We start from the raw sequence: 19,494 nt of genomic DNA on the forward strand, positions 1-19,494 counted from the left end.
CTGGCGCAGCCGAGACATGGATTCCGGGCTCGCGCTTCGCGCGCCCCGGAATGACCACGGAGAGATCCGTAGGGTGGGCAAAGCGAAGCCTGCCCACCGCCCAAGTGAATGGTGGGCACGGCGCGATGCGCCTTTGCCCACCCTACAGACCGCTGTCGTCGTTGTAGCGAGGCTCAATCGATGTTCGTCAACCGCCGCGACGTGCAGATCCAGTGGGGCGACTGCGATCCCGCCAATATCGTCTACTATCCGCGCTACTTCGCGATGTTCGACGATGCGACCTCGGTCATGTTCGAGGCGGCCGGGTTCTCCAAGCAGGACATCGTCCGCCGCTACGGCCTGGTCGGCATTCCCATGGTCGACACCCGCGCGAAATTCTACATCCCCTCGACCTATGGCGACTGGATCACGATCGAGAGCCGGGTCGAGAGCATCAAGCGCTCGTCCTTCGACGTCACCCACAAGGTGTTCAAGGGCGAGGCGCTGGCGATCGAGGGATTCGAGACGCGGGTGCTGGTCGGGCGCGATCCGGCGGACCCGGACAAGTTGAAATCGGCGCCGTTCCCGGAGGAGATGCGAGCCAAATTCCTCGGCGAATGAGCTGCGGCAATGGGTGCGACATGCGGCCGTCTTAAGGATGTTCAGCTGTCGTGCTTTGGTCGGATGGTGAGAAGTGATCTTCTCGTGTTCAATGCTATGATCACGTTTGGACACCTATCGGCCGGCCAACTGGAAGACGTCCCGGAACAGGGGCGGGACTGTAAACAGGATCGGCGGATCACGAGCTGAACCGAAAAGATTGAGGGAGGATTTGATGAGGAAGGCCTATCTGGCGGCGGCTGGCGTCATTGCGATGCTGGTGTCGGCTCCGGCGCTGGCGCAGACCAGCGAGATCACCATCGGCATCACCACGACCACGACGGGCCCGGGCGCAGCGCTCGGCATTCCCGAGCGCAATGCGCTGGAATTCGTGCCGAAGGAGATCGGCGGCGTGCCGCTGAAGGTGATCGTGCTCGATGACGGCGGCGATCCGACCACGGCGACCACCAATGCTCGCCGCTTCGTGACCGAATCCAAGGCCGACATCATCATGGGCTCGGCGCTGACGCCGCCGACCATCGCGGTGTCCAACGTCGCCAACGAGGCCGGCATCCCGCATTTCGGCCTGGCGCCGTTCCCGGTCACGCCGGAGCGTACCAAATGGTCGGTGGTGATGCCGCAGCCGGTGCCGATCATGGGCAAGGTGCTCTACGAGCACATGAAGGCTCACAATGTGAAGACCGTCGGCTATATCGGCTATTCCGACAGCTACGGCGATCTCTGGTTCAACGATCTGAAGAACCAGGGCGTGCCGATGGGCGTCACCATCGTCGACGAGGAGCGCTTCGCGCGTCCCGACACGTCGGTGACGGGCCAGGTGCTGAAGCTGGTTGCGGCCAACCCGGATGCGATCCTGGTCGGTGCCTCCGGCACCGCGGCGGCGCTGCCGCAGACCGAGCTGCGTGAGCGCGGCTACACCGGCCTGATCTACCAGACCCACGGCGCGGCGAGCATGGACTTCATCCGCATCGCCGGCAAGGCAGCGGAAGGCGTGATCATGGCCTCGGGCCCGGTGATGTCACCGGAGACGCAGGACGACAGCGCGCTGACCAAGAAGCCCGGCCTCGAGCTCAACAAGGCCTATGAGGCCAAGTACGGCCCGAACAGCCGCAGCCAGTTCGCCGGCCACTCCTTCGACGCGTTCGAGATCCTCAAGCGCGTCATCCCGGTGGCGCTGAAGACCGCCAAGCCCGGCACGCCGGAGTTCCGCGAGGCGATCCGCCAGGCGCTGATGAGCGAGAAGGACCTCGCGGCCTCGCAGGGCGTCTACAACTTCACCGAAAAGGACCGCTCGGGCCTCGACGACCGCGCCCGCATCATCCTGACCGTGAAGGACGGCAAATACGTCCCGGCGAAGTGAGCGGGCGGACCATCGCTTCAATCAGGAAAGGCCGGCTCGTTGAGCCGGCCTTTCGGCTATTTGCACGGCAATCTTTATAGTTTTCCAAGAGGCCCGCAATGATCTTCGCCCCCACCGGCGCCACCAGGCTCCACATCATCATCGGCGATCCCATCGCGCAGGTGCGCGCGCCCGCCGGGGTCAGCGAAGCCTTCGCGGATCGCGAGAGCGATGCGATCCTGGTGGCGGTCCAGGTCGCGCCGGCCGATCTCGCGGACGTCCTGGCGACGATGACGCGGGTGAAGAATCTCGACGGCATCGTCGCCACCATCCCGCACAAATTCGCCTGCTATCGCGCCTGTGCCACGGCCACCGAACGCGCGCATTTCATCGGTGCCGTGAACCTGATGCGGCGTGGTCCTGGCGGCCGTTGGCATGGCGACATGGTCGACGGCCTCGGCTTCGTCGGTGCGGCGAAGGCGGCAGGCTTCGATCCCGCCGGCGTTCGCGCCTTGCAGGTCGGGGCAGGCGGCGCCGGCTCGGCGATTGCGCTGGCGCTGATCGATACCGGTGTCCGCGAGCTCGCGATTCACGACAGCGATGACGGCCGTCGCGACGCGCTGATTGCGCGTCTCAATGAACGCGGCAAAGGCCGCGTGGTGATCGGCAGCACCGACGCCAGTGGATTCGACATGGTCGTGAACGCGACCCCTGCGGGGATGCAGACGGGCGATCCGCTGCCGGTCGACATGGCGACGGTGAGCCCCTCGGCCTATTGCGGCTGTGTGATCACCAAGCCGGAGGTGTCGCCGTTCATCGCCGCCGCGCGCGAGCGCGGCTGCCTGACGGCGACCGGCACCGACATGTACCACGCCCTGGAACGCGTGATGGTCGACTTCCTCTTGTCGCAGGAGGCGCCATCCTGAGACAGCGCCGTCCCATCTTCAGGTTCGGTTCAGTGCGCGGCGGCCTCGGCGAAGCCGAGATAGCTCGCCGCGACGCGCTGGTCGGTCGCGATCTCCGAAGCCTTGCCGTTGAGCACGAACTCGCCGAGCTCCATGACATAGGCGCGGTCGGCGACCTTCAGTGCGGCCTTGGCGTTCTGCTCGACCAGCAGCACCGAGACGCCTTCCTCGCGCAGCTTCGCGACAATCTCGAAGATGCCGGCGACGATGATCGGCGCCAGCCCGAGGCTCGGCTCGTCCAGCATCAGCATCTTCGGCGAGCCCATCAGCGCGCGGCCCATCGCCAGCATCTGCTGCTCGCCGCCCGAGAGCGTGCCGGCGAGCTGCTTGCGCCGCTCCTTCAGCTTCGGAAACAGATTGTAGACGTGCTCGAAGCCACGCGCCGCGTGCGCCTTCGACATTCTGAAAGCGCCGAGCTGCAGATTGTCCTCGACATTCATGGTCGCGAACAGCTCGCGATGCTCCGGCACCAGGCAGAGGCCGCGCGCGACGCGGTCCTCGATCTCGTAGCGCGCCAGGTCCTCGCCCAGGAAGGAGACGCGGCCCTTGAGCGGAAACACGCCCATGATGGCGCTGAGCAAGGTGGTCTTGCCGGCGCCGTTGGCGCCGATGATGGTGACGATCTCGTTCTCGGCCACGGTGAGCGAGACGGAGCGGACCGCTTCGACCTTGCCGTAGGAGACGTGGGCGTCGGTGACTTCCAGCAGGGTGCTCATGCGGCGGCTCCGAGATACGCCTTGATCACCTCGGGATTGGTCTTGATCGCGGCTGGTGTGCCCTCGGCGATCTTGGTGCCGAAATCGAGCACCACGATGCGGTCGGCGAGATCCATGACGAAGCCCATGTCGTGCTCGACCAGCAGCACCGACATGCCGCCGGCCCTGAGTTCGCGCAGCAGCGCGCCGAGGCGCTGCTTCTCCATGTGGCGCAGGCCTGCGGCGGGCTCGTCGAGCAAGAGAAGCATCGGATCGACGCACAGCGCGCGGGCGATCTCGACGATGCGCTGCTGGCCCAGGGACAGAGAGCCGGCGAGCTGGTGCATCTGGTCGCCGAGGCCGACGCGCTCGATCTGCCGCGCGGCTTCCGCCAGCAGCTTGGCCTCGTCGGCGCGGTCGAGCCGGAACATGCTGGACAGCGCGCCGGAATGGCCGCGCAGATGCGCGCCGATCGCGACGTTCTCCAGCACGGTCATGTCGGGCACCAGCTTGACGTGCTGGAAGGTGCGGGAAATGCCGAGCTTGACCACGTCCTGCGGCGGCGCGTTGCCGACGGCCTTGCCAAGCACCGAGATGTTGCCGGAGGTCGGCGGCAGCACGCCGGTGATCAGGTTGAAGGTCGTGCTCTTGCCGGCGCCGTTGGGACCGATCAGCGCGACGATCTCGCGGGCCTGGACGTCGAACGAGACGTTGTTGACCGCGACCACACCGCCGAACTGCTTGCGCGCATTGTCGACCTGCAGCAGCACGTTGGGCGCCGAGGAGGAGCGCACGCGCGCGGGCAGCTCAATCGAGGTGTCCGGCTTCTTCGCGACGGGCTTGAACGGCAGCCGCGCGGTCAGCCACGGCCACAATCCGGTCGGCGCGAGCTGGAGGAGGGTGACGAGGAGGATGCCGAACACGATGGTCTCGAGCTGGCCCTCACCATGCAGCAGCAGCGGGAGATAGCTTTGCAGCACTTCCTTCAGCACCACGACGATCGCAGCACCGAGCACGCCGCCCCAGACGTAGCCGGCGCCGCCGACGACCGCGACGAACAGATATTCGATGCCGGCCTGGGCGCCGAACGGCGTCGGGTTCACCGCGCGGGTGAAGTGCGCGTAGAGCCAGCCGGAGAGGCCCGCGAGCACGGCGGCGTAGATGAACACCAGCAGCTTGGCGCGCGGCGAATACACGCCGAACGCTTCGGCCGCGATGTGGCCGCGGCGCAGCGCGCGAATGGCGCGGCCGGTGCGGGAGTCCAGCAGGTTCATCGTCAGCAGCGCGGAGATCAGCACGGCGGCCCAGATCGCGTAGTAGATCGTGCCGGGATCGAGCATCCTGAGGCTGCCGATCGACAGCGGCGGGATGCCGGAGATGCCGTCGTTACGGCCAAGGAAGGCGAGCTTGCTGAAGAGGTAGTAGAGCCCGAGGCCCCAGGCCAGCGTGCCGAGCGGCAGGTAGTGCCCGGACAGCCTGACGGTGACGAGGCCGAGCAGCACGGCGGCGAGGCCGGAGACCAGCAGCGACAGCGGCAGGGTCAGCCAGGGCGAGACGCCATATTGCGCCGACAGCACCGCCGTGGTGTAGGCGCCGAAGCCGACGAAGGCGGCCTGGCCGAACGAGGTGAGGCCGCCGACGCCAGTCAAAAGCACCAGGCCCATCGCGACCAGCGCGGACAGGCCGATATTGTCGAGCAGCACGATCCAGAACGGCGGCACGCCCGGAATGAACGGGATCGCCGCGACGAGGACGGCAAAGACGATGAGAGGCCAACGCTCGCGCACGGCTCAATCCTTCTCTTCTTCGACCGCGGGCGCGGCGAGCGAACGCAGCAGCAGGACCGGGATCAGCAGCGTGAAGACGATCACTTCCTTGAAGTTCGAGGCGTAGAACGAGGAGAATGCCTCGACGATGCCGACGACCAGCGCGGCGACCGCGGTCAGCGGATAGCTGATCAGGCCGCCGATGATCGCGGCGATGAAGCCCTTCAGGCCGATCAGGAAGCCGGTGTCGTAATAGAGCGTGGTGATCGGCACGATCAGGATGCCCGAGAGCGCGCCGATGGTGGACGCCAGCAGGAAGGCGATCTGGCCGGACAGCGTCGTGCGGATGCCGACCAGGCGGGCGCCCAGACGGTTGACGGCGGTGGCGCGCAGCGCCTTGCCGTACAAGGTCAGGCCGAAGAACAGCCAGAGCCCGATGATGAAAGCGATGGTGATGCCGTAGACTGCCATGCCCTGGCCGGTGAAGCGCAGCGAGCCGAGCGTTGCGGTGGCGTTGAGCAGTGTCGGGCCGCGCTGGCCCTCGGCGCCGAAGAACAGCAGGCCGAGGCCTTGCAGCGCAAGATGCACGCCGACGGAGGCGATCAGCAGCACCAGCACCGAGGTGTGAGCGAGCGGCTGGAACACGATGCGATACAGCGACAGGCCGATGCTGGCGACGATCAGCAGCGACAGCACCAGGCTGACGCCGGCCGGCATGCGCTGGTCCGCGGCCCACATGCTGGCGAGCAGCACGACGACGGGGAACGCAACGTGAAGGGCAGCGGCGCGCGCGATCTTCGGCAGATGCAGCGTCTTGCGCATCGCATAGAGGTCGAAGGCAAAGGCAACGAGGCCGATCACCACTGCGAGCTTCGCTGTACCCGGCATGCGGCCGGCGGCGAGCGAGGCGTAGGTGAGCGCGCCGTAAGTGACGAATTCGCCCTGAGGGATGAGGATGACGCGCGTGACGGCGAATACCAGCACCAGCGCCAGCCCAAGCAGGGCGTAGATCGCGCCGTTGGTAATGCCGTCCTGCAACAGGAACAGCAAGATCGTTGTGTTCAAGACAGGACGCTCCCCCTCTGTGGTGACCGCACGCCGTGGGGTGCCTTGCGCCCGCGGCTGGTCGGAGCAGTTGAATGGCTGCCCGTGTTTGATATAGTGGATAACAATTATCGATTATAATCTCAAGGCCGCTGTTCCGGCTGCGGCATTCGAGACCAGGGATGGAAGCGAAGATGAATTTGGCGGATCGCCATGTCCGATAGCGCCAGGCCCGTCAGCAAGCGGGAGAGCCGCAAGGAAGCTGCCGTAGCCGTCGAGGAGACGCAAGCGGTCCAGCTCGGCGAGCTCTCCGATCTGCTCGGCTATGTGCTGAAACGGGCGCAGTTGAAGGTGTTCGAGGATTTCCTGCGCTGCGTTGCACCCTTGCAGCTGACGCCGGCGCAATTCTCGGTGCTGCTGCTGCTCGACGCCAATCCCGGCCGCAACCAGACCGAGATCGCCAACACGCTGGGCATCCTCCGGCCCAATTTCGTGTCCCTGCTGGACAGCCTGGAAAGCCGCGAGCTCTGCACCCGCGTCCGCTCGGCCAATGACCGGCGTTCCCACATTCTCCTGCTGACCGAGAAGGGCAAGAGCGTGCTCAGCCGCGCCAAGAAGCTGGTGGTCTCGAAGCACGAGGCGCGGCTCAACGAGCTGCTCGGTCCCGACGGCCGCGAGGCGCTGCTGGCGATGCTTACCAAGATCGCGGAGGAGTTCTGAGGCGCCGTGCGCTCAGTCGACCAGGATCACTCTGACGTCGTTGACATTGGTCAGCGTCGGCCCGGTCTGCAGCCGCCCACCGGTCGCGGCGAAGAACGCCGTGGCGTCGTTGTTGGCGAGATAGGCTTGCGGGTCGAGATTCTGCGCCCGCATCGCCGCGATGACCTCGGCATCGACCAGCGCGCCGGCCGGATCGGAGGCGCTGCCGCCGCCGCCATCGGCGCCGTCGGTGTCGCCGGCCAACGCCGCGACGCCGTCCATGTCCTGGAGCAGGTCGGCGAGCGCGAGCGCATATTCCTGGTTCGGGCCGCCGCGGCCCTGCCCGCGCACGGTCACTGTGAGTTCGCCGCCGGAGACGATCGCCATGCGGCGGCCGAGCGCGCGGGCCTCGCGCGCCAGCTTGGCGTGGTCGGCGGCGACCTCGCGGGCTTCGCCCTCGAGATCGGCACCGAGGTCGAGCACGTCGTAGCCCGCGGCCTTGACCGCGGCCACAGCGGCTTCGAGAGAGCTGGCGGGCCGCGCGATCAGCTCGAAAGAGGCGCGGGCGAAGGCGGGATCGCCGGGCTTGCAGCTCTCATTGGCGGCATCCTCGAGCGCCCGGGCGATCGCCGGATCGAGCTCGAGCCTGTATTTGGCGACGATCGCGCGGGCGTCCGCCAGCGTCGTCGGATCCGGCACCGTAGGTCCCGAAGCAATCGCCGAGGGATCATCATGCGGCACGTCGGAGATCGCCAGCGTCACGATCTCAGCCTTCTGCCCGGCCCGTGCCAGCCGCCCGCCCTTGATGCGCGACAGATGCTTGCGGACGACGTTCATCTCGCCGATCGGCGCTCCCGAGCGCAGCAGCGCGCGCGTCAGCTGCTGCTTCTGCGCGAAGCTGACGCCGTTTACCGGTGCGACCCAGTTGGCCGAGCCCCCGCCGGAAATCAGTACCAGCATCAGGTCGTCGGCTTCGGCCGTCGCGGCGAGCTGCAATGTATCGTCGGCTGCTCGGAGCCCGGCCTCGTCCGGCATCGGGTGGCCCGCTTCGATCACCCTGACGCGGCGCGTCGGCACGCCATGGCCGTGACGGGTGGTTGCGATGCCCACGAGCTTCGCGGGATCGAACCCGAGCGTGTCGAGATAGTGCCGCTCGGCGGCGACCGCCATCGCCGCCGCGCCCTTGCCGGCGGCGAGGCAGATGATCCGGCCATTCGGAGCCGCCGGGAGGAAGCCCGGCAGCACCACATCGGGATGCGCCGCGGCGACCGCGGCGTCGAAGATGGAACGCAACAGCGGACGGCGGCTCGTCATGCGACGCCGCCCGCAGATACGCAATCGCCTACTTCAGCTCGCCGCTCATGACCTCGCCGAACAGCTGCCAGCGCTCGCCCTTGAACTGCATCAGCTGCAGCTGCTCGATCGGCTGGAAATCGTCGGGACCCGTGGTCAGCGTGACGCCGGGCAGCAGCCCGCCTTGCGCAAACTGCTTCAGGCTCGCGGCCTGTTTCATGACGTTCGCGCGGGTCAGTTCGTCGCCGCATCGCTTCAGCACCTCGACCATCGTGGTGGCGATGTTGTAGCCGGTGAGCGCCGACGAATCCACGGGATTGATCTCCGGCAGGTATTTCGCGAGCAGTTCGCGGAACGCGCCGAGGCCGGGGTCATTGGCCCATTGCGGATCGGAGGCATCCTTGGCGTAGGCGGCCGAGATCACGCCCTGCGAGTTCTCGACGCCGGCCGGCCGCATCACCGCCGCGGTCGAGGCGCTGACGTTGGAGATGATGGTCACCGGCTTCCAGCTCATCTCGCCGAGCTTCTTGATCGCCTGCGCGCCCGATTTCGGTGTCGTGAACAGCACGACGACGTCGGGATTGGCCGACTTCATCTTGACGATGTGCGATTCCACCGTCGGCTCGGCGATCTCGTAGCTCTCCTCCAGCACCACGCGTGAGGCATCGCCGAGGCCGTCCTTGAGGCCCTTCAGATAGTCCTTGCCCATGTCATCGTTCTGGTAGAGCACGGCGATCTTGCCGGTCGGCTGTTGCGCGTTGAGATACTTGCCGTAGATCCGCGCTTCCGACTGGTAGCTCGGCAGCCAGCCCATCGTCCACGGATTGGTCTTGGGCTCGTTCCACTTGGTCGCGCCGGTGGCCACGAACAGCTGCGGCACCTTCTTGGCATTCATGTATTTCTGGATCGCGGTGTTGGGCGCGGTGCCGAGCACGCCGAACAGGAACAGCACCTCGTCGCTCTCGATCAGCTTGCGCGCCTGCTCCACCGTCTTGGGCGGCGAATAGGCGTCGTCATACGAGATGAAGTTGATCTTGCGGCCGTTGATGCCGCCCTCGTCATTGACCTTCTTGAACACCGCGGACATCGCCTTACCGACCGAGCCGTAGGCCGAGGCCGGGCCGCTATAGGGAACGATGTTGCCGATCTTGATCTCGGTGTCGCTGGCGCCGGTGTCGTATTTCTTGTCGGCATAGGCGCTGCCGGCGGCGGCGCCGACGAGGGCGAGGCCGATCAGGCCGGAGACGGTACGGCGGGTGAGGGCAGTGGTCACGTGGGGACTCCTTCGCGGCCTTGGAGCTTGGCCTTGTTGTTGGATCCGCCCGCAGCGCGGGCGACTCGTTTCACTCCGAAGCCGTCCCCATAGCCCAGCCGCGCGCGCAGCGTAACCGCCGCCGACGCATGACCGCCGCTCGTCCAACTCCTAGCTTAAGAAAGGCTTGGCAAAGATTGTTCAGATGAAGAAATGCCTCCTGCGGCGCGACGCCGCAGGAGGCATCATCGTTGCCGCCAGCGATCAGCCGCCGACGTCGGCCGAGATCACGTCGCCGAACAGCTCCCACTTCTCGCCCTTGAAGCGCATGAGCTGCAGCTGGCTCACCGGCGCGAAGTCCGTCGCCGACGTGTTGATCGAAATGCCCGGCAACAGCATCTCGCTCCGGAAGTTGCGCAGGGAGGCCGCCTGCTTCATCACGTTGGCGCGGGTCAGATCGTCACCACACTGCTTCAGCACCTGCACCAGCGTCTGCGCCACGGCGTAGCCGACGACGGTGCCGCCGTCGAGCTTGTCGCCTTCCGGGAACTCCTTGGCCATGAAGTCGAGGAACTGCTTCATGCCGGCGTCGTCCTTCCATTGCGGATCGGAAACGTCCTTCAGGTAGGCGGCGGAGATGATGTCCTGCGAATTCTCGAAGCCCGCGGGCTTCAGCACGCTGCCGACCGAAGCCGACACGTTGTTGAGGAGATGCAGCGTCTTCCAATCGATTTCCTTGATCTTCTTGATCGCCTGCGCCGCGAATTTGGGCGTGGTGATGTTCATGAAGACGTCGGCGCCGGTGGTCTTGAGCTTCACGATGTGGCCGTCGATTGAGGGCTCGGCCGTTTCGTAGCTCTCCTCCATCACGATCATCGAGGCGGCCTTGGCGCCCAGCCCGTCCTTCAGCCCCTTCAGGTAGTCCTTGCCATAATCGTCATTCTGATACAGCACCGCGATCTTGGCGTCCGGCTTTTCCTTCAGCAGGTATTTGGCGTAGATGCGTGACTCGCTTTGGTAGTTCGGCTGCCAGCCCATGGTCCACGGGAAGTTGGACGGATCGTTCCACTTGGTGGCGCCGGTCGCGACGAACAGCTGCGGGACCTTCTTCGAGTTCATGTATTTCTGGATGGCGGTGTTCGGCGGCGTGCCCAGCGAATTGAAGATGAACAGCACCTCGTCGCTCTCCACCAGCTTGCGGGCCTGCTCCACGGTCTTCGGCGGCGAATAGGCGTCATCATAGGAGATGAAGTTGATCTTGCGGCCATTGATGCCGCCCTCGGCGTTGATCTTCTTGAAGTAGGCCGCTTCCGTCTTGCCGATGATGCCGTAGGCCGAGGCCGGCCCGCTATAGGGCATGATGTTGCCGATCTTGATTTCGGTGTCCGAAGCGCCGGTGTCGTATTTCTTGTCGGCGGCGGATGCGGTGGTCGAGGCGAAGGCGATGGCGGCGACTGAGGCGAGGGCTGCTCTGCGCGTGATCATCATTGTGCGTATCTCCCGTGTTGGTTCTCGATGACGTGTCGCGGCTTCCTTGCTGGAAGCTCTTGTTGACACGGGAACTATAGCAGAGCTGATGCGGCCAGGCTGCGACATCACGGCACGGGCCGTGTTTTCGCGGCCGTTTTGGATGTGCAGTTGCGGGAGAGCGCAATCTCGGCGGGTGAGTGCTTTGCGAGAACAGCCTGAGATCAGTCGGGCGGTGTCGCTTCACCGCCGGTCGAACGGACGCTTCGGGCATGAAAAAGCCCTCCGTGCAGTGAGCACGGAGGGCCAGTGGAGATCGGCACCGCTCGTTGGCGGCGATGCGCGATGACTCGACTTTTAGCTACTCGACGGCGCCGCTGATGGCCTCGCCGAACAACTCCCACTTCTCGCCCTTGAACCGCATCATCTGCAGTTGCTCGATCGGGGCGAAGTCCGTGGCCGAGGTGTTGATCTTGACGCCCGGAAGCAGCGTGTCCGGTGCAAAATCCTTCAGGCTCGCGGCCTGCTTCATCACGTTGGCGCGGGTGAGGTCGTCGCCGCACATCTGCAGCACCTTCACCAGCGTCTGCGCGGCGCCGTAGCCGTAGACGGTCGAGCTGTCGAGCTTGTTGGCGTCGGGCGCGTACTGCGCGAGGAAGTCGAAGAACTTCTTCATGCCGGGATCATTGTCCCACTGCGCGTCAGCTGCATCCTTGGCGTAGGCGGCGGAGAGAATCCCTTGCGAGTTCTCGAAGCCGGCCGGCTTGATGACGCTGCCGACGGAGGCCGAGACGTTGACGACCAGATGCGTCGGATGCCAGTCGATTTCGGCGAGCTTCTTGATCGCCTGCGCCGCGAATTTCGGCGTGGTGACGCTGAAGAAGGTGTCGGCGCCGGAGGCCTTCAGCTTGACGATATGTCCGTCGATCGATGGCTCGGAAGTCTCGTAGCTCTCCTCCATCACGACCATCGAGGCGGCCTTGTCGCCGAGGCCGTCCTTGAGGCCTTTCAGGTAGTCTTTGCCGAAATCGTCGTTCTGGAACAGCACGCCGATCTTGGCGCCCGGCTTCTCCTTCAGCAGGTACTTCGCATAAATGCGGCCCTCGCTCTGGTAGCTCGGCTGCCAGCCCATGGTCCACGGAAAGTTCTTCGGGTCGTTCCACTTGGTGGCGCCGGTGGCGACGAACAGCTGCGGAATCTTCTTGCCGTTGAGATATTTCTGGATCGCCGAGTTCGACGGCGTGCCGAGCGGATTGAAGACGAACAGCACCTCGTCGCTCTCGACCAGCTTGCGCACCTGCTCGACGGCTTTCGGCGGCGAGTAGGCGTCGTCATAGGTGACGAAGTTGATCTTGCGGCCGTTGATGCCGCCCTCGGCGTTGATCTTCTTGAAATACGCCTCCTCGGTCTTGCCGATCACGCCGTAGGCGGACGCGGGTCCGCTGTAGGGCATGATGTTGCCGATCTTGATCTCGGTGTCGGTGGCGCCGGTGTCGTATTTCTTCTGGGCGAAGGCTGCGCCCGAGGTGAGGGCGGCGATCGCCGTCGCGAGGGCGGCGATGCGTAGATGGTGAGCGACCTGCAAGAGTTCCTCCTTAGTTCTTTCTGAGTTTGCCGAGCAGCTGCTGGGCCACCATCGCCACCTGCCGCGAGCCGTGCGGCACGAGGAAGATGACGAGGAACAGCAGCACGCCGAACACCGCGCCGGACAGGCCCTTGGAAATGCCTTCGGCGATGTTGGGGACGAAGATGATGAAGGCCGCGCCGACGAACGAGCCGGGCAGCCAGCCGACGCCGCCGACGACCATGCCGAGGAACAGCGAGATCGCGAGCACGATCGTGTAGCTGTCCGGCGCGACGAACTGCACCGCGATGGCGCCGAGGCCGCCGGCGACGCCGGTGATGCCGGCGCTGACGCCGAAGGCCAGCGTCTTGTAGGTCGCGACGTCGATTCCCATGGCCGAGGCGGCGATCTCGTTGTCGCGGATCGCCATGAACGCACGGCCCGAGCGCGAGCGCAGCAGGTTCACCGAGAACACGTAGATCGCAATCGTGATCGCGAGCGTAAAGTAGTAAAGCCACATGTCCTGCGACATCGGCAGGCCGAATGGCGCGTCGGGCTTGGTGACGACCAGACCCTGCACGCCGCCGGTCCAGTGCTCGAAGAAGCCGAGCTTGAGGATCTGCGGCATGGCGGTGGCGAGCGCGAAGGTGGCGAGTGCCAGATAGACGCCGGACAACCGCAACGCCGGCTGACCGAACAGAAAGCCGAAGCCGAAGCAGATGACGCCGGCGATCGGCAGGGTCAGCGCGTAGTTGACGTTGTACTGCTCCATCAGGATCGCCGACGTATAGGCGCCGACGGCGTAGAACGCACTCTGCCCGAGCGAGAACTGTCCGGAGCCGCCGGTCAGGATGTTCAGTGCCAGCACGGCGAGGCCATAGATCAGGAGCATCGTCATCTGGAAGATGATGAAGTTCTTGACGAACAGCGGCACGATCAGAAGCAGCAGCACGACAACGAAGGTGGTGCCGGAGCTCAGGGTCATGGCCCGCTTCGGAACGGCCTCGACCGCGGGCGCCTGGGATGCGATTTCCTCGACTGCGCTCATGATCAGACTCGCTTCACGATGTTGCGGCCGAACAGGCCGGCGGGTTTGATGACCAGGACGGAGATGATCAGGGCCAGCGCGATCGGCAGCTTCATCTCATTGCCCACGTGCGGGATGTAGGTGCCGGCGAGATTCTCGAAGATGCCGACCAGGAAGCCGCCGAGCACCGCGCCGAACGGGCTGGTGAGACCGCCGAGCACGGCCGCGGCGAAGCCATAGATCAGCACGCCGCCCATCATGTTGGGCTCGAGGAACACCACGGGAGCGATCAGCATGCCGGCGATCGAGCCGATCGCCGCCGCCATGCCCCAGCCCAGCGCGATCATCCAGGACGTGTTGATGCCGACCAGCCGTGCCGACTCGGGCAGCGCCGCCGCAGCCCGCATCGCGAGGCCGACGCGGGTGTACTGGAAGAAGAAGTACAGGCCGATCAGCAGCAGCAAGGTGATGCCGATCATGCCGGCCTGGTGGGTCGAGATGAGCTGGCTCCCGAGGAAGGGCGAGGAGCCGAACGGGGTCGGATACTGCTTGATCGTGAAGTCCCAGATCAGTCCGGCGCAGGAGTTGATGATCGAGAACAGCGCGATGAACCCGGCGACTTGCGTCAGGATCGGCGCCTTGGTCAGCGGCTTGAACAGCACGCGCTCGATGGCGATGCCGCCGGCAAAGGAGAACGCCAGCGTGACCACGAAGGCCGCCCAATAGGGCAGGCCCCATTGCATCAGCTGCCAGGAGATGAAGGTCGAGAACATCGCCATCTCGCCCTGCGCGAAGTTGAGATGGTCGATGGCCTGGTAGATCATCACGACGGCGAGCGCCATGCAGGCGTAGATCGCGCCCGTCGCGATGCCGGCCAGGACCTGGTTGGTGAAGAGTTCCATTGTCCCGCCTCCGTTAGTAGCCCAGATAGGATTTGCGGACGTTCTCGTCGTTCGCGATGTCCTTGGCGACACCCGACATGACGATACGGCCGGTCTCGATCACATAGGCCTGGTCGGCGAGCTCCAGCGCGAGCTGCGCGTTCTGCTCGACGACGAGGATCGAGACCTTCTCCTCGCGATTGATCTTGCCGAGAATGCCGAAGAGATCGCGGACCACCAGCGGCGCAAGGCCGAATGACGGCTCGTCGAGGAGCATCAGCCGGGGGCGCAGCATCAGGGCGCGGGCGACCGCGAGCATCTGCTGCTCGCCGCCCGAGAGGGTGCCGGCCTGCTGCGTGTGACGCTCCTTGAGCTTCGGAAAGTAGGAGTACATCCGCTCGATATCGGCAACAATGCCCGCCTTGTCGCTGCGGGTGATGGCGCCGAGCTGCAGATTTTCCTCCACCGTCATGTTGGTGAAGGTGCCGCGGCCCTGCGGCACATGCGCGATGCCGAAGCGGACGATGCTCTCGGTCGATTTGTTGTTGAGCGGCTTGCCCTCGAACTCGATCGCGCCGGTCGAGCGCACCATGTTGCAGATCGCGCGCAAGGTCGTGGTCTTGCCGGCACCGTTGGCGCCGAGCAGGGTCGTCAGCGAGCCCTCGTTGAGCGAGAAGGAGAGGCCGTGCAGGGCCTGGACCTGGCCGTAATAGGCGCGCAGATCCTTGACGTTGAGAAGCGCCGTCATTGATCCTTGCTCCCGAGATAGGCCTTGATGACGTCGGGATCCGCCTGCACCTGGGCCGGCGTGCCCTCGGCGAGCTTGCGGCCGAAGTTCAGCGCCACGACGTGGTCGGCGATCGACATCACGAGCCCCATGTGATGCTCGACCAGCAGTACGGTGATGTGACGATCGTCGCGGATGCGGCGGATCAGGTCGCCGAGCACATAGACTTCCTCGTGGTTGAGGCCGCCCGCAGGCTCGTCGAGCAGCAGGATCTTCGGATCGGCGGCGAGCGCGCGCGCCAGCTCGACGCGCTTCTGCGTGCCGAACGGCAGGCCGGACACGGTCTTGTGCGCGACCTCCTCGAGATTGAGATAAGCGAGGATCTCGTGAACCTTGGTGTTCATGGATTTCTCGCTGCGCCGGATCCACGCGAGCCGCAGCGAGTCCGAGATGATGTCGCTCGACGTCCGGGCATGGGTGCCGACGCGGACATTGTCGAGCACCGAGAGGTTCGGGAACAGCGCGACGTTCTGGAACGTGCGGCCGATGCCGATCTCGGCGATGCGATGTGGCGGCCGCGTCAGGATGCTGCGGCCTTCCATCAGGATGTCGCCGGCGCTCGGCTGGTACAGGCGGCTGAGGCAGTTGAACAGCGTCGTCTTGCCGGCGCCGTTCGGGCCGATGAGGCCGAGGATCTGGCCCTTCTGCATGTTGAACGACACGCCGTTCAGCGCGACGATGCCGCCGAACACGACGCTGACGTCGCGAACCGCGAGCAGCGGATCGTTCGTGGGGGCGAGTTGTGCCTGCGTCATCTCGTCTCGCCCCTCCCGAAATCGTTCAGATTGGGGCGCGGCGCCAGCCGACCGCGATGATGCAGGCTATCTGATACCCTCGGCAACACGGGCAACTTTTCCTCCTGGCTTCGGCTTTTTATTGAGGTCTTTGTGAGACGATTGGCTCGTCTGATTATTAGTCTGATTAGTTTGCGGCGCGAGTCCGCCAAGCGCCGCTTCGATTTTTCTTACCATCGCCACGAGGCGAGGTCCAATGTCGGTGAGCAGACGCTCTTCCGTGAAGCGGAATGCAGGCGCGCCGCAATTGATCGCGTAGGGACCCGTTCCATCATTGAGCCTCAGCGCCGCGGCGACGGCGTGGACATCGTCCTGCCACTCGCCGGCCGAGATCGCGAAGCCGTGCTTGGCGACAGTCTCGCCGGCGCGTTCGATGCCGTCGCGGATCTTCGGCCAGCGGTTGCCATAATGCTCGCGCATCTCGCGCATGAGCGCGGCGCGCTCCTCTTCGGGGAGCGCCCAGAGATAGGCACGGCCCATCGCCGTGGTGGCGATCGGAATGCGTGAGCCGACGTCGAGCTCGACATTCACGACGCCATGCCGGCTCTGGCCGATATAGATCATGCTCAGGCGGTCGCGGCCGCCGATCGCCACCGCGCCGCCGGTCTCGCGCATCAATTGTTCGCGAAACGGCTCGGAGAGTTGGCGCACGCCGAGGTTGGCGAGCGCGGCATAGCCGAGCAGCAGCGCCGACGGCGCCAGCTGATACTTCTCGAAACGGGGAACCGGGGTGAGATAGCCGAGCTTCGTGAGCGTATAGGTCAGGCGCGACACCGTTGCCTTGGGCAGATTGGTGCGTGCGGCGATCTCCTGGTTGCCCAGCAGACCGTCGTTCGGCCGGAAGGCGCGCAGCACTTCCAGGCCGCGCGACAGCGCAACGACGAAGTTGCGATCGGTCGCAGCTTTCTTCCCTGGGCGTTTCATGTCATCGGCTGTTGATTGATGAGCCTCGTTGACAACGCTCGTGCTTCAAAATAACCCTGCGTGTCAAGATGTGGAATTACGTTTCGCACTGCGGAATTGAGGTTCTGCAGCGGGTAGACGCAAGCAAGGCTGATACTCTGCGCAAATGAAGGTCCAACAATTGGCCGGTGCGTTAACCGGCCGCAAAGAAACGACATCCCAAGGAGCCTAGCGTGAGCGAAGTGGCAAAGCTTGATCGCCAAGACATCATCGGCATCGTCACCATCGACAGTCCGCCGGTCAATGCGCTGAGTGCCGCAGTTCGTGGCGGTATCCTCGACAACGTCAAGGCGGCGATCGACGATCCCACGATCAAGGCCATCGTCCTCACCTGTGGCGGCCGCACCTTCATCGCGGGCGCCGATATCACCGAATTCGGCAAGCCGCCGAAGCCGCCGGCGCTCAACGACGTGCTCAGCACGATCGAGAACAGCCCGAAGCCGGTGATCGCCGCGATTCACGGCACCGCGCTCGGCGGTGGCCTCGAAGTGGCGCTGGCCTGTCATTATCGTGTCGCCACCAAGGAGGCGAAGCTCGGTCTGCCCGAGGTGAAGCTCGGACTGCTGCCGGGTGCGGGCGGCACGCAGCGCCTGCCGCGTGCGGTCGGTCCGGAGCTCGCGGTCAAGATGATCGTCGGCGGCGATCCGATCAGCGCGGCCGAGGCGCACAAGAATGGCCTGATCGAGGAGATCGTCGAGGGGCCGGCGTCGGGCGGCGTGGAGTTTGCGCGCAAGGTGGTGGCGGAGAACCGCCCGCTGCGCAAGCTGCGTGATGACGATTCCAAGATTGCCGCCGCGAAGGCCGATCGCTCGATCTTCACCAATGCTGTGGCTGCGATCACCAAGAAGTCGCGCGGACTCGAGGCGCCGTTCGCAGCCGCCGACGCGGTCGGCTACGCGATCGACCTTCCTTTTGATGAAGGTCTGAAGCGCGAGCGCGAGGGTTTCCTCAAGCTCGTCGCCAGCGACCAGTCGAAGGCGCAGCGCTATGCGTTCTTCGCCGAGCGCGAGGCCGCCAAGATCGCGGGCGTGCCCGAGGGCACCAAGGGTCGCAAGGTCGAGCGTGTCGCCATCATCGGCGCCGGCACCATGGGCGGCGGCATCGCGATGTCGTTCGCCAATGCCGGTATTCCCGTCACCCTGATCGAGACTGCCGAGGAGCAGCTCAAGCGCGGCATGGGCATCATGCAGAAGAACTGGGAGGCGACCGCCGCGCGCGGCGGCATCCCGGCGGATGCCCCGGCCAAGCGCATGGCGCTGATCGACGGCAAGGTCGGACTGGAGAACGTCAAGGACGCCGACCTCGTCATCGAGGCGGTGTTCGAGACCATGGCCGTGAAGAAGGAAGTGTTCGGCAAGCTCGACCAATATGCCAAGCCGGGCGCGGTGCTCGCCTCCAACACCTCCTATCTGAACATCGACGCCATCGCCGCCGAGACCAGCCGTCCGCAGGACGTGCTCGGCATGCACTTCTTCTCGCCGGCCAACGTCATGAAGCTGTGCGAGATCGTGCGCGCCGAGAAGACCGCGCCGGACGCACTGGTCACCGCCGTGGCGATCGCGCGCAAGATCGCCAAGGTGCCGGCGGTGGTCGGCGTCTGCGACGGCTTCGTCGGCAACCGCATGCTGGCGCAGCGCGGCAAGCAGGCCGAGAAGCTGCTGTTCGAAGGTGCGCTGCCGCAGCAGGTCGATGCCGTCGTCACCAAGTTCGGCATGCCGATGGGCCCGTTCGCGATGGGCGACCTCGCCGGCCTGGACATCGGCTGGCGCTCGCGCAAGGACCGGGGCATCAAGAGCGAGATCGCGGATGCGCTGTGCGAAGCCGGCCGCTTCGGCCAGAAGACCGGCAAGGGCTACTACAAATACGAGGCCGGCTCCCGCGCGCCGCTGCCGGATCCGGATGTCGAGAAGCTGATCGACGAGACGCTCGCAAAGCTCGGCCTCAAGCGCCGCACGGTGAGCGACGAGGAGATTCTCGAGCGCATGATGTATCCGATGATCAACGAGGGCGCGAAGATCCTCGCCGAGGGCATCGCGGCGCGTCCGTCGGATATCGATGTCGTCTGGCTGTACGGCTATGGCTGGCCGATCTATCGCGGCGGCCCGATGTACTGGGCCGACAGCGTCGGCCTGAAGCACATCGCCGAGCGGCTGGCGTTCTACGCGAAGGAGACGAATGATCCGTCGCTGGAGCCGGCGCCGCTGCTGAAGAAGCTCGCGGACGAGGGCAAGACCTTCGCCTCGCTTGCGCAGGGGAAGGCCGCTTGAGGACGCCCGACTGCCGCTCCACGCGCCAGTCTACTCCCCTCCCCCTTGCGGGGAGGGGTCGGGGGGGGGGGCCACAACGGCAGTCTCGCCC

The 19,494-nt window shown here is 65.3% G+C and carries 17 protein-coding genes; 5 read left to right on the plus strand and 12 right to left on the minus strand.

What is annotated here, in order from left to right; all coding sequences use genetic code 11:
* Positions 1-180: 180 nt before the first annotated feature.
* The 3 genes from ACQR0Z_RS30035 (at position 181) to ACQR0Z_RS30045 (ending at position 2,865) form a co-directional block, all read left to right on the plus strand.
* A complete protein-coding gene (locus ACQR0Z_RS30035) occupies positions 181-600 on the plus strand; it encodes an acyl-CoA thioesterase (protein ID WP_011924132.1) in 420 nt (139 codons plus the stop codon).
* A 214-nt stretch (positions 601-814) separates the two neighbouring features.
* Positions 815-1,960, plus strand: coding sequence for an ABC transporter substrate-binding protein (locus ACQR0Z_RS30040; protein ID WP_434921012.1), 1,146 nt, complete (start codon positions 815-817; stop codon positions 1,958-1,960).
* Positions 1,961-2,058: 98 nt separating this feature from the next.
* On the plus strand, positions 2,059-2,865 hold the full coding sequence (locus ACQR0Z_RS30045; RefSeq protein WP_434921013.1) for a shikimate dehydrogenase family protein: 807 nt from the start codon (positions 2,059-2,061) through the stop codon (positions 2,863-2,865).
* A 29-nt stretch (positions 2,866-2,894) separates the two neighbouring features.
* Here ACQR0Z_RS30045 and ACQR0Z_RS30050 read toward each other — a convergent pair whose 3' ends face one another.
* From ACQR0Z_RS30050 to ACQR0Z_RS30060, 3 genes are read right to left on the minus strand one after another with little or no spacing between them, the layout of a single operon-like run.
* On the minus strand, positions 2,895-3,620 hold the full coding sequence (locus ACQR0Z_RS30050) for an ABC transporter ATP-binding protein (RefSeq protein ID WP_434921014.1): 726 nt from the start codon (positions 3,618-3,620) through the stop codon (positions 2,895-2,897).
* Positions 3,617-5,386, minus strand: a complete 1,770-nt coding sequence (locus ACQR0Z_RS30055; RefSeq protein ID WP_434859670.1) for a branched-chain amino acid ABC transporter ATP-binding protein/permease — start codon at positions 5,384-5,386, stop codon at positions 3,617-3,619. The genes ACQR0Z_RS30050 and ACQR0Z_RS30055 overlap by 4 nt, the downstream gene beginning before the upstream one ends.
* Positions 5,387-5,389: 3 nt before the next feature.
* The gene (locus ACQR0Z_RS30060) at positions 5,390-6,430 is read right to left on the minus strand and encodes a branched-chain amino acid ABC transporter permease (RefSeq protein ID WP_434878945.1); all 1,041 of its coding nucleotides are present in this window, start codon (positions 6,428-6,430) and stop codon (positions 5,390-5,392) included.
* Between the two features lie 192 nt (positions 6,431-6,622).
* Here ACQR0Z_RS30060 and ACQR0Z_RS30065 point away from each other — a divergent pair, with 192 nt between their 5' ends.
* On the plus strand, positions 6,623-7,129 hold the full coding sequence (locus ACQR0Z_RS30065; RefSeq protein WP_434921015.1) for a MarR family winged helix-turn-helix transcriptional regulator: 507 nt from the start codon (positions 6,623-6,625) through the stop codon (positions 7,127-7,129).
* Between the two features lie 12 nt (positions 7,130-7,141).
* On the opposite strand, the gene ACQR0Z_RS30070 is transcribed toward ACQR0Z_RS30065, so the two are convergent.
* The 9 genes from ACQR0Z_RS30070 to ACQR0Z_RS30110 all read right to left on the minus strand — a co-directional run bounded on the left by ACQR0Z_RS30070 (position 7,142) and on the right by ACQR0Z_RS30110 (position 17,097).
* Complete coding sequence (locus tag ACQR0Z_RS30070; RefSeq protein WP_434921016.1) at positions 7,142-8,422, minus strand: glycerate kinase type-2 family protein; 1,281 nt, start codon at positions 8,420-8,422, stop codon at positions 7,142-7,144.
* A 28-nt stretch (positions 8,423-8,450) separates the two neighbouring features.
* On the minus strand, positions 8,451-9,674 hold the full coding sequence (locus tag ACQR0Z_RS30075) for an ABC transporter substrate-binding protein (RefSeq protein ID WP_434921017.1): 1,224 nt from the start codon (positions 9,672-9,674) through the stop codon (positions 8,451-8,453).
* A 243-nt stretch (positions 9,675-9,917) separates the two neighbouring features.
* Positions 9,918-11,141, minus strand: a complete 1,224-nt coding sequence (locus ACQR0Z_RS30080) for an ABC transporter substrate-binding protein (protein WP_434921018.1) — start codon at positions 11,139-11,141, stop codon at positions 9,918-9,920.
* 340 nt (positions 11,142-11,481) lie between these two features.
* Complete coding sequence (locus ACQR0Z_RS30085) at positions 11,482-12,705, minus strand: ABC transporter substrate-binding protein (protein ID WP_434921019.1); 1,224 nt, start codon at positions 12,703-12,705, stop codon at positions 11,482-11,484.
* Positions 12,706-12,715: 10 nt separating this feature from the next.
* Positions 12,716-13,732, minus strand: a complete 1,017-nt coding sequence (locus tag ACQR0Z_RS30090; protein ID WP_434859677.1) for a branched-chain amino acid ABC transporter permease — start codon at positions 13,730-13,732, stop codon at positions 12,716-12,718.
* Between the two features lie 2 nt (positions 13,733-13,734).
* The gene (locus ACQR0Z_RS30095; protein ID WP_434859678.1) at positions 13,735-14,613 is read right to left on the minus strand and encodes a branched-chain amino acid ABC transporter permease; all 879 of its coding nucleotides are present in this window, start codon (positions 14,611-14,613) and stop codon (positions 13,735-13,737) included.
* A 13-nt stretch (positions 14,614-14,626) separates the two neighbouring features.
* Positions 14,627-15,340: an ABC transporter ATP-binding protein gene (locus tag ACQR0Z_RS30100; RefSeq protein ID WP_434859679.1), complete on the minus strand. Its 714-nt coding sequence runs from the start codon at positions 15,338-15,340 to the stop codon at positions 14,627-14,629.
* Positions 15,337-16,134 (minus strand): ABC transporter ATP-binding protein, encoded by a 798-nt coding sequence (locus ACQR0Z_RS30105; RefSeq protein WP_434859680.1) that lies wholly within the window; start codon positions 16,132-16,134, stop codon positions 15,337-15,339. Before ACQR0Z_RS30105 ends, ACQR0Z_RS30100 begins: the two co-directional genes overlap by 4 nt.
* A 66-nt stretch (positions 16,135-16,200) precedes the next feature.
* Entirely contained in the window at positions 16,201-17,097 is an 897-nt protein-coding gene (locus ACQR0Z_RS30110; protein WP_434859681.1) for an IclR family transcriptional regulator, read from the minus strand.
* Between the two features lie 212 nt (positions 17,098-17,309).
* Between ACQR0Z_RS30110 and ACQR0Z_RS30115 the strand changes: the two genes are divergently transcribed.
* A complete protein-coding gene (locus ACQR0Z_RS30115; RefSeq protein WP_434921020.1) occupies positions 17,310-19,403 on the plus strand; it encodes a 3-hydroxyacyl-CoA dehydrogenase NAD-binding domain-containing protein in 2,094 nt (697 codons plus the stop codon).
* The last annotated feature ends 91 nt before the right edge of the window (positions 19,404-19,494 follow it).

This window comes from Bradyrhizobium sp. HKCCYLS3077 (assembly GCF_051167555.1).
GTDB lineage: Bacteria > Pseudomonadota > Alphaproteobacteria > Rhizobiales > Xanthobacteraceae > Bradyrhizobium.

Coding starts and splice junctions, on each gene's coding strand:
- ACQR0Z_RS30100 (WP_434859679.1), bottom strand. CDS start 15,340: ATGACGGCGCTTCTCAACGTCAAGGATCTGCGCGCCTATTACGGCCAG.
- ACQR0Z_RS30090 (WP_434859677.1), bottom strand. CDS start 13,732: ATGAGCGCAGTCGAGGAAATCGCATCCCAGGCGCCCGCGGTCGAGGCC.
- ACQR0Z_RS30040 (WP_434921012.1), top strand. CDS start 815: ATGAGGAAGGCCTATCTGGCGGCGGCTGGCGTCATTGCGATGCTGGTG.
- ACQR0Z_RS30045 (WP_434921013.1), top strand. CDS start 2,059: ATGATCTTCGCCCCCACCGGCGCCACCAGGCTCCACATCATCATCGGC.
- ACQR0Z_RS30065 (WP_434921015.1), top strand. CDS start 6,623: ATGTCCGATAGCGCCAGGCCCGTCAGCAAGCGGGAGAGCCGCAAGGAA.
- ACQR0Z_RS30070 (WP_434921016.1), bottom strand. CDS start 8,422: ATGACGAGCCGCCGTCCGCTGTTGCGTTCCATCTTCGACGCCGCGGTC.
- ACQR0Z_RS30050 (WP_434921014.1), bottom strand. CDS start 3,620: ATGAGCACCCTGCTGGAAGTCACCGACGCCCACGTCTCCTACGGCAAG.
- ACQR0Z_RS30095 (WP_434859678.1), bottom strand. CDS start 14,613: ATGGAACTCTTCACCAACCAGGTCCTGGCCGGCATCGCGACGGGCGCG.
- ACQR0Z_RS30110 (WP_434859681.1), bottom strand. CDS start 17,097: ATGAAACGCCCAGGGAAGAAAGCTGCGACCGATCGCAACTTCGTCGTT.
- ACQR0Z_RS30035 (WP_011924132.1), top strand. CDS start 181: ATGTTCGTCAACCGCCGCGACGTGCAGATCCAGTGGGGCGACTGCGAT.
- ACQR0Z_RS30105 (WP_434859680.1), bottom strand. CDS start 16,134: ATGACGCAGGCACAACTCGCCCCCACGAACGATCCGCTGCTCGCGGTT.
- ACQR0Z_RS30080 (WP_434921018.1), bottom strand. CDS start 11,141: ATGATGATCACGCGCAGAGCAGCCCTCGCCTCAGTCGCCGCCATCGCC.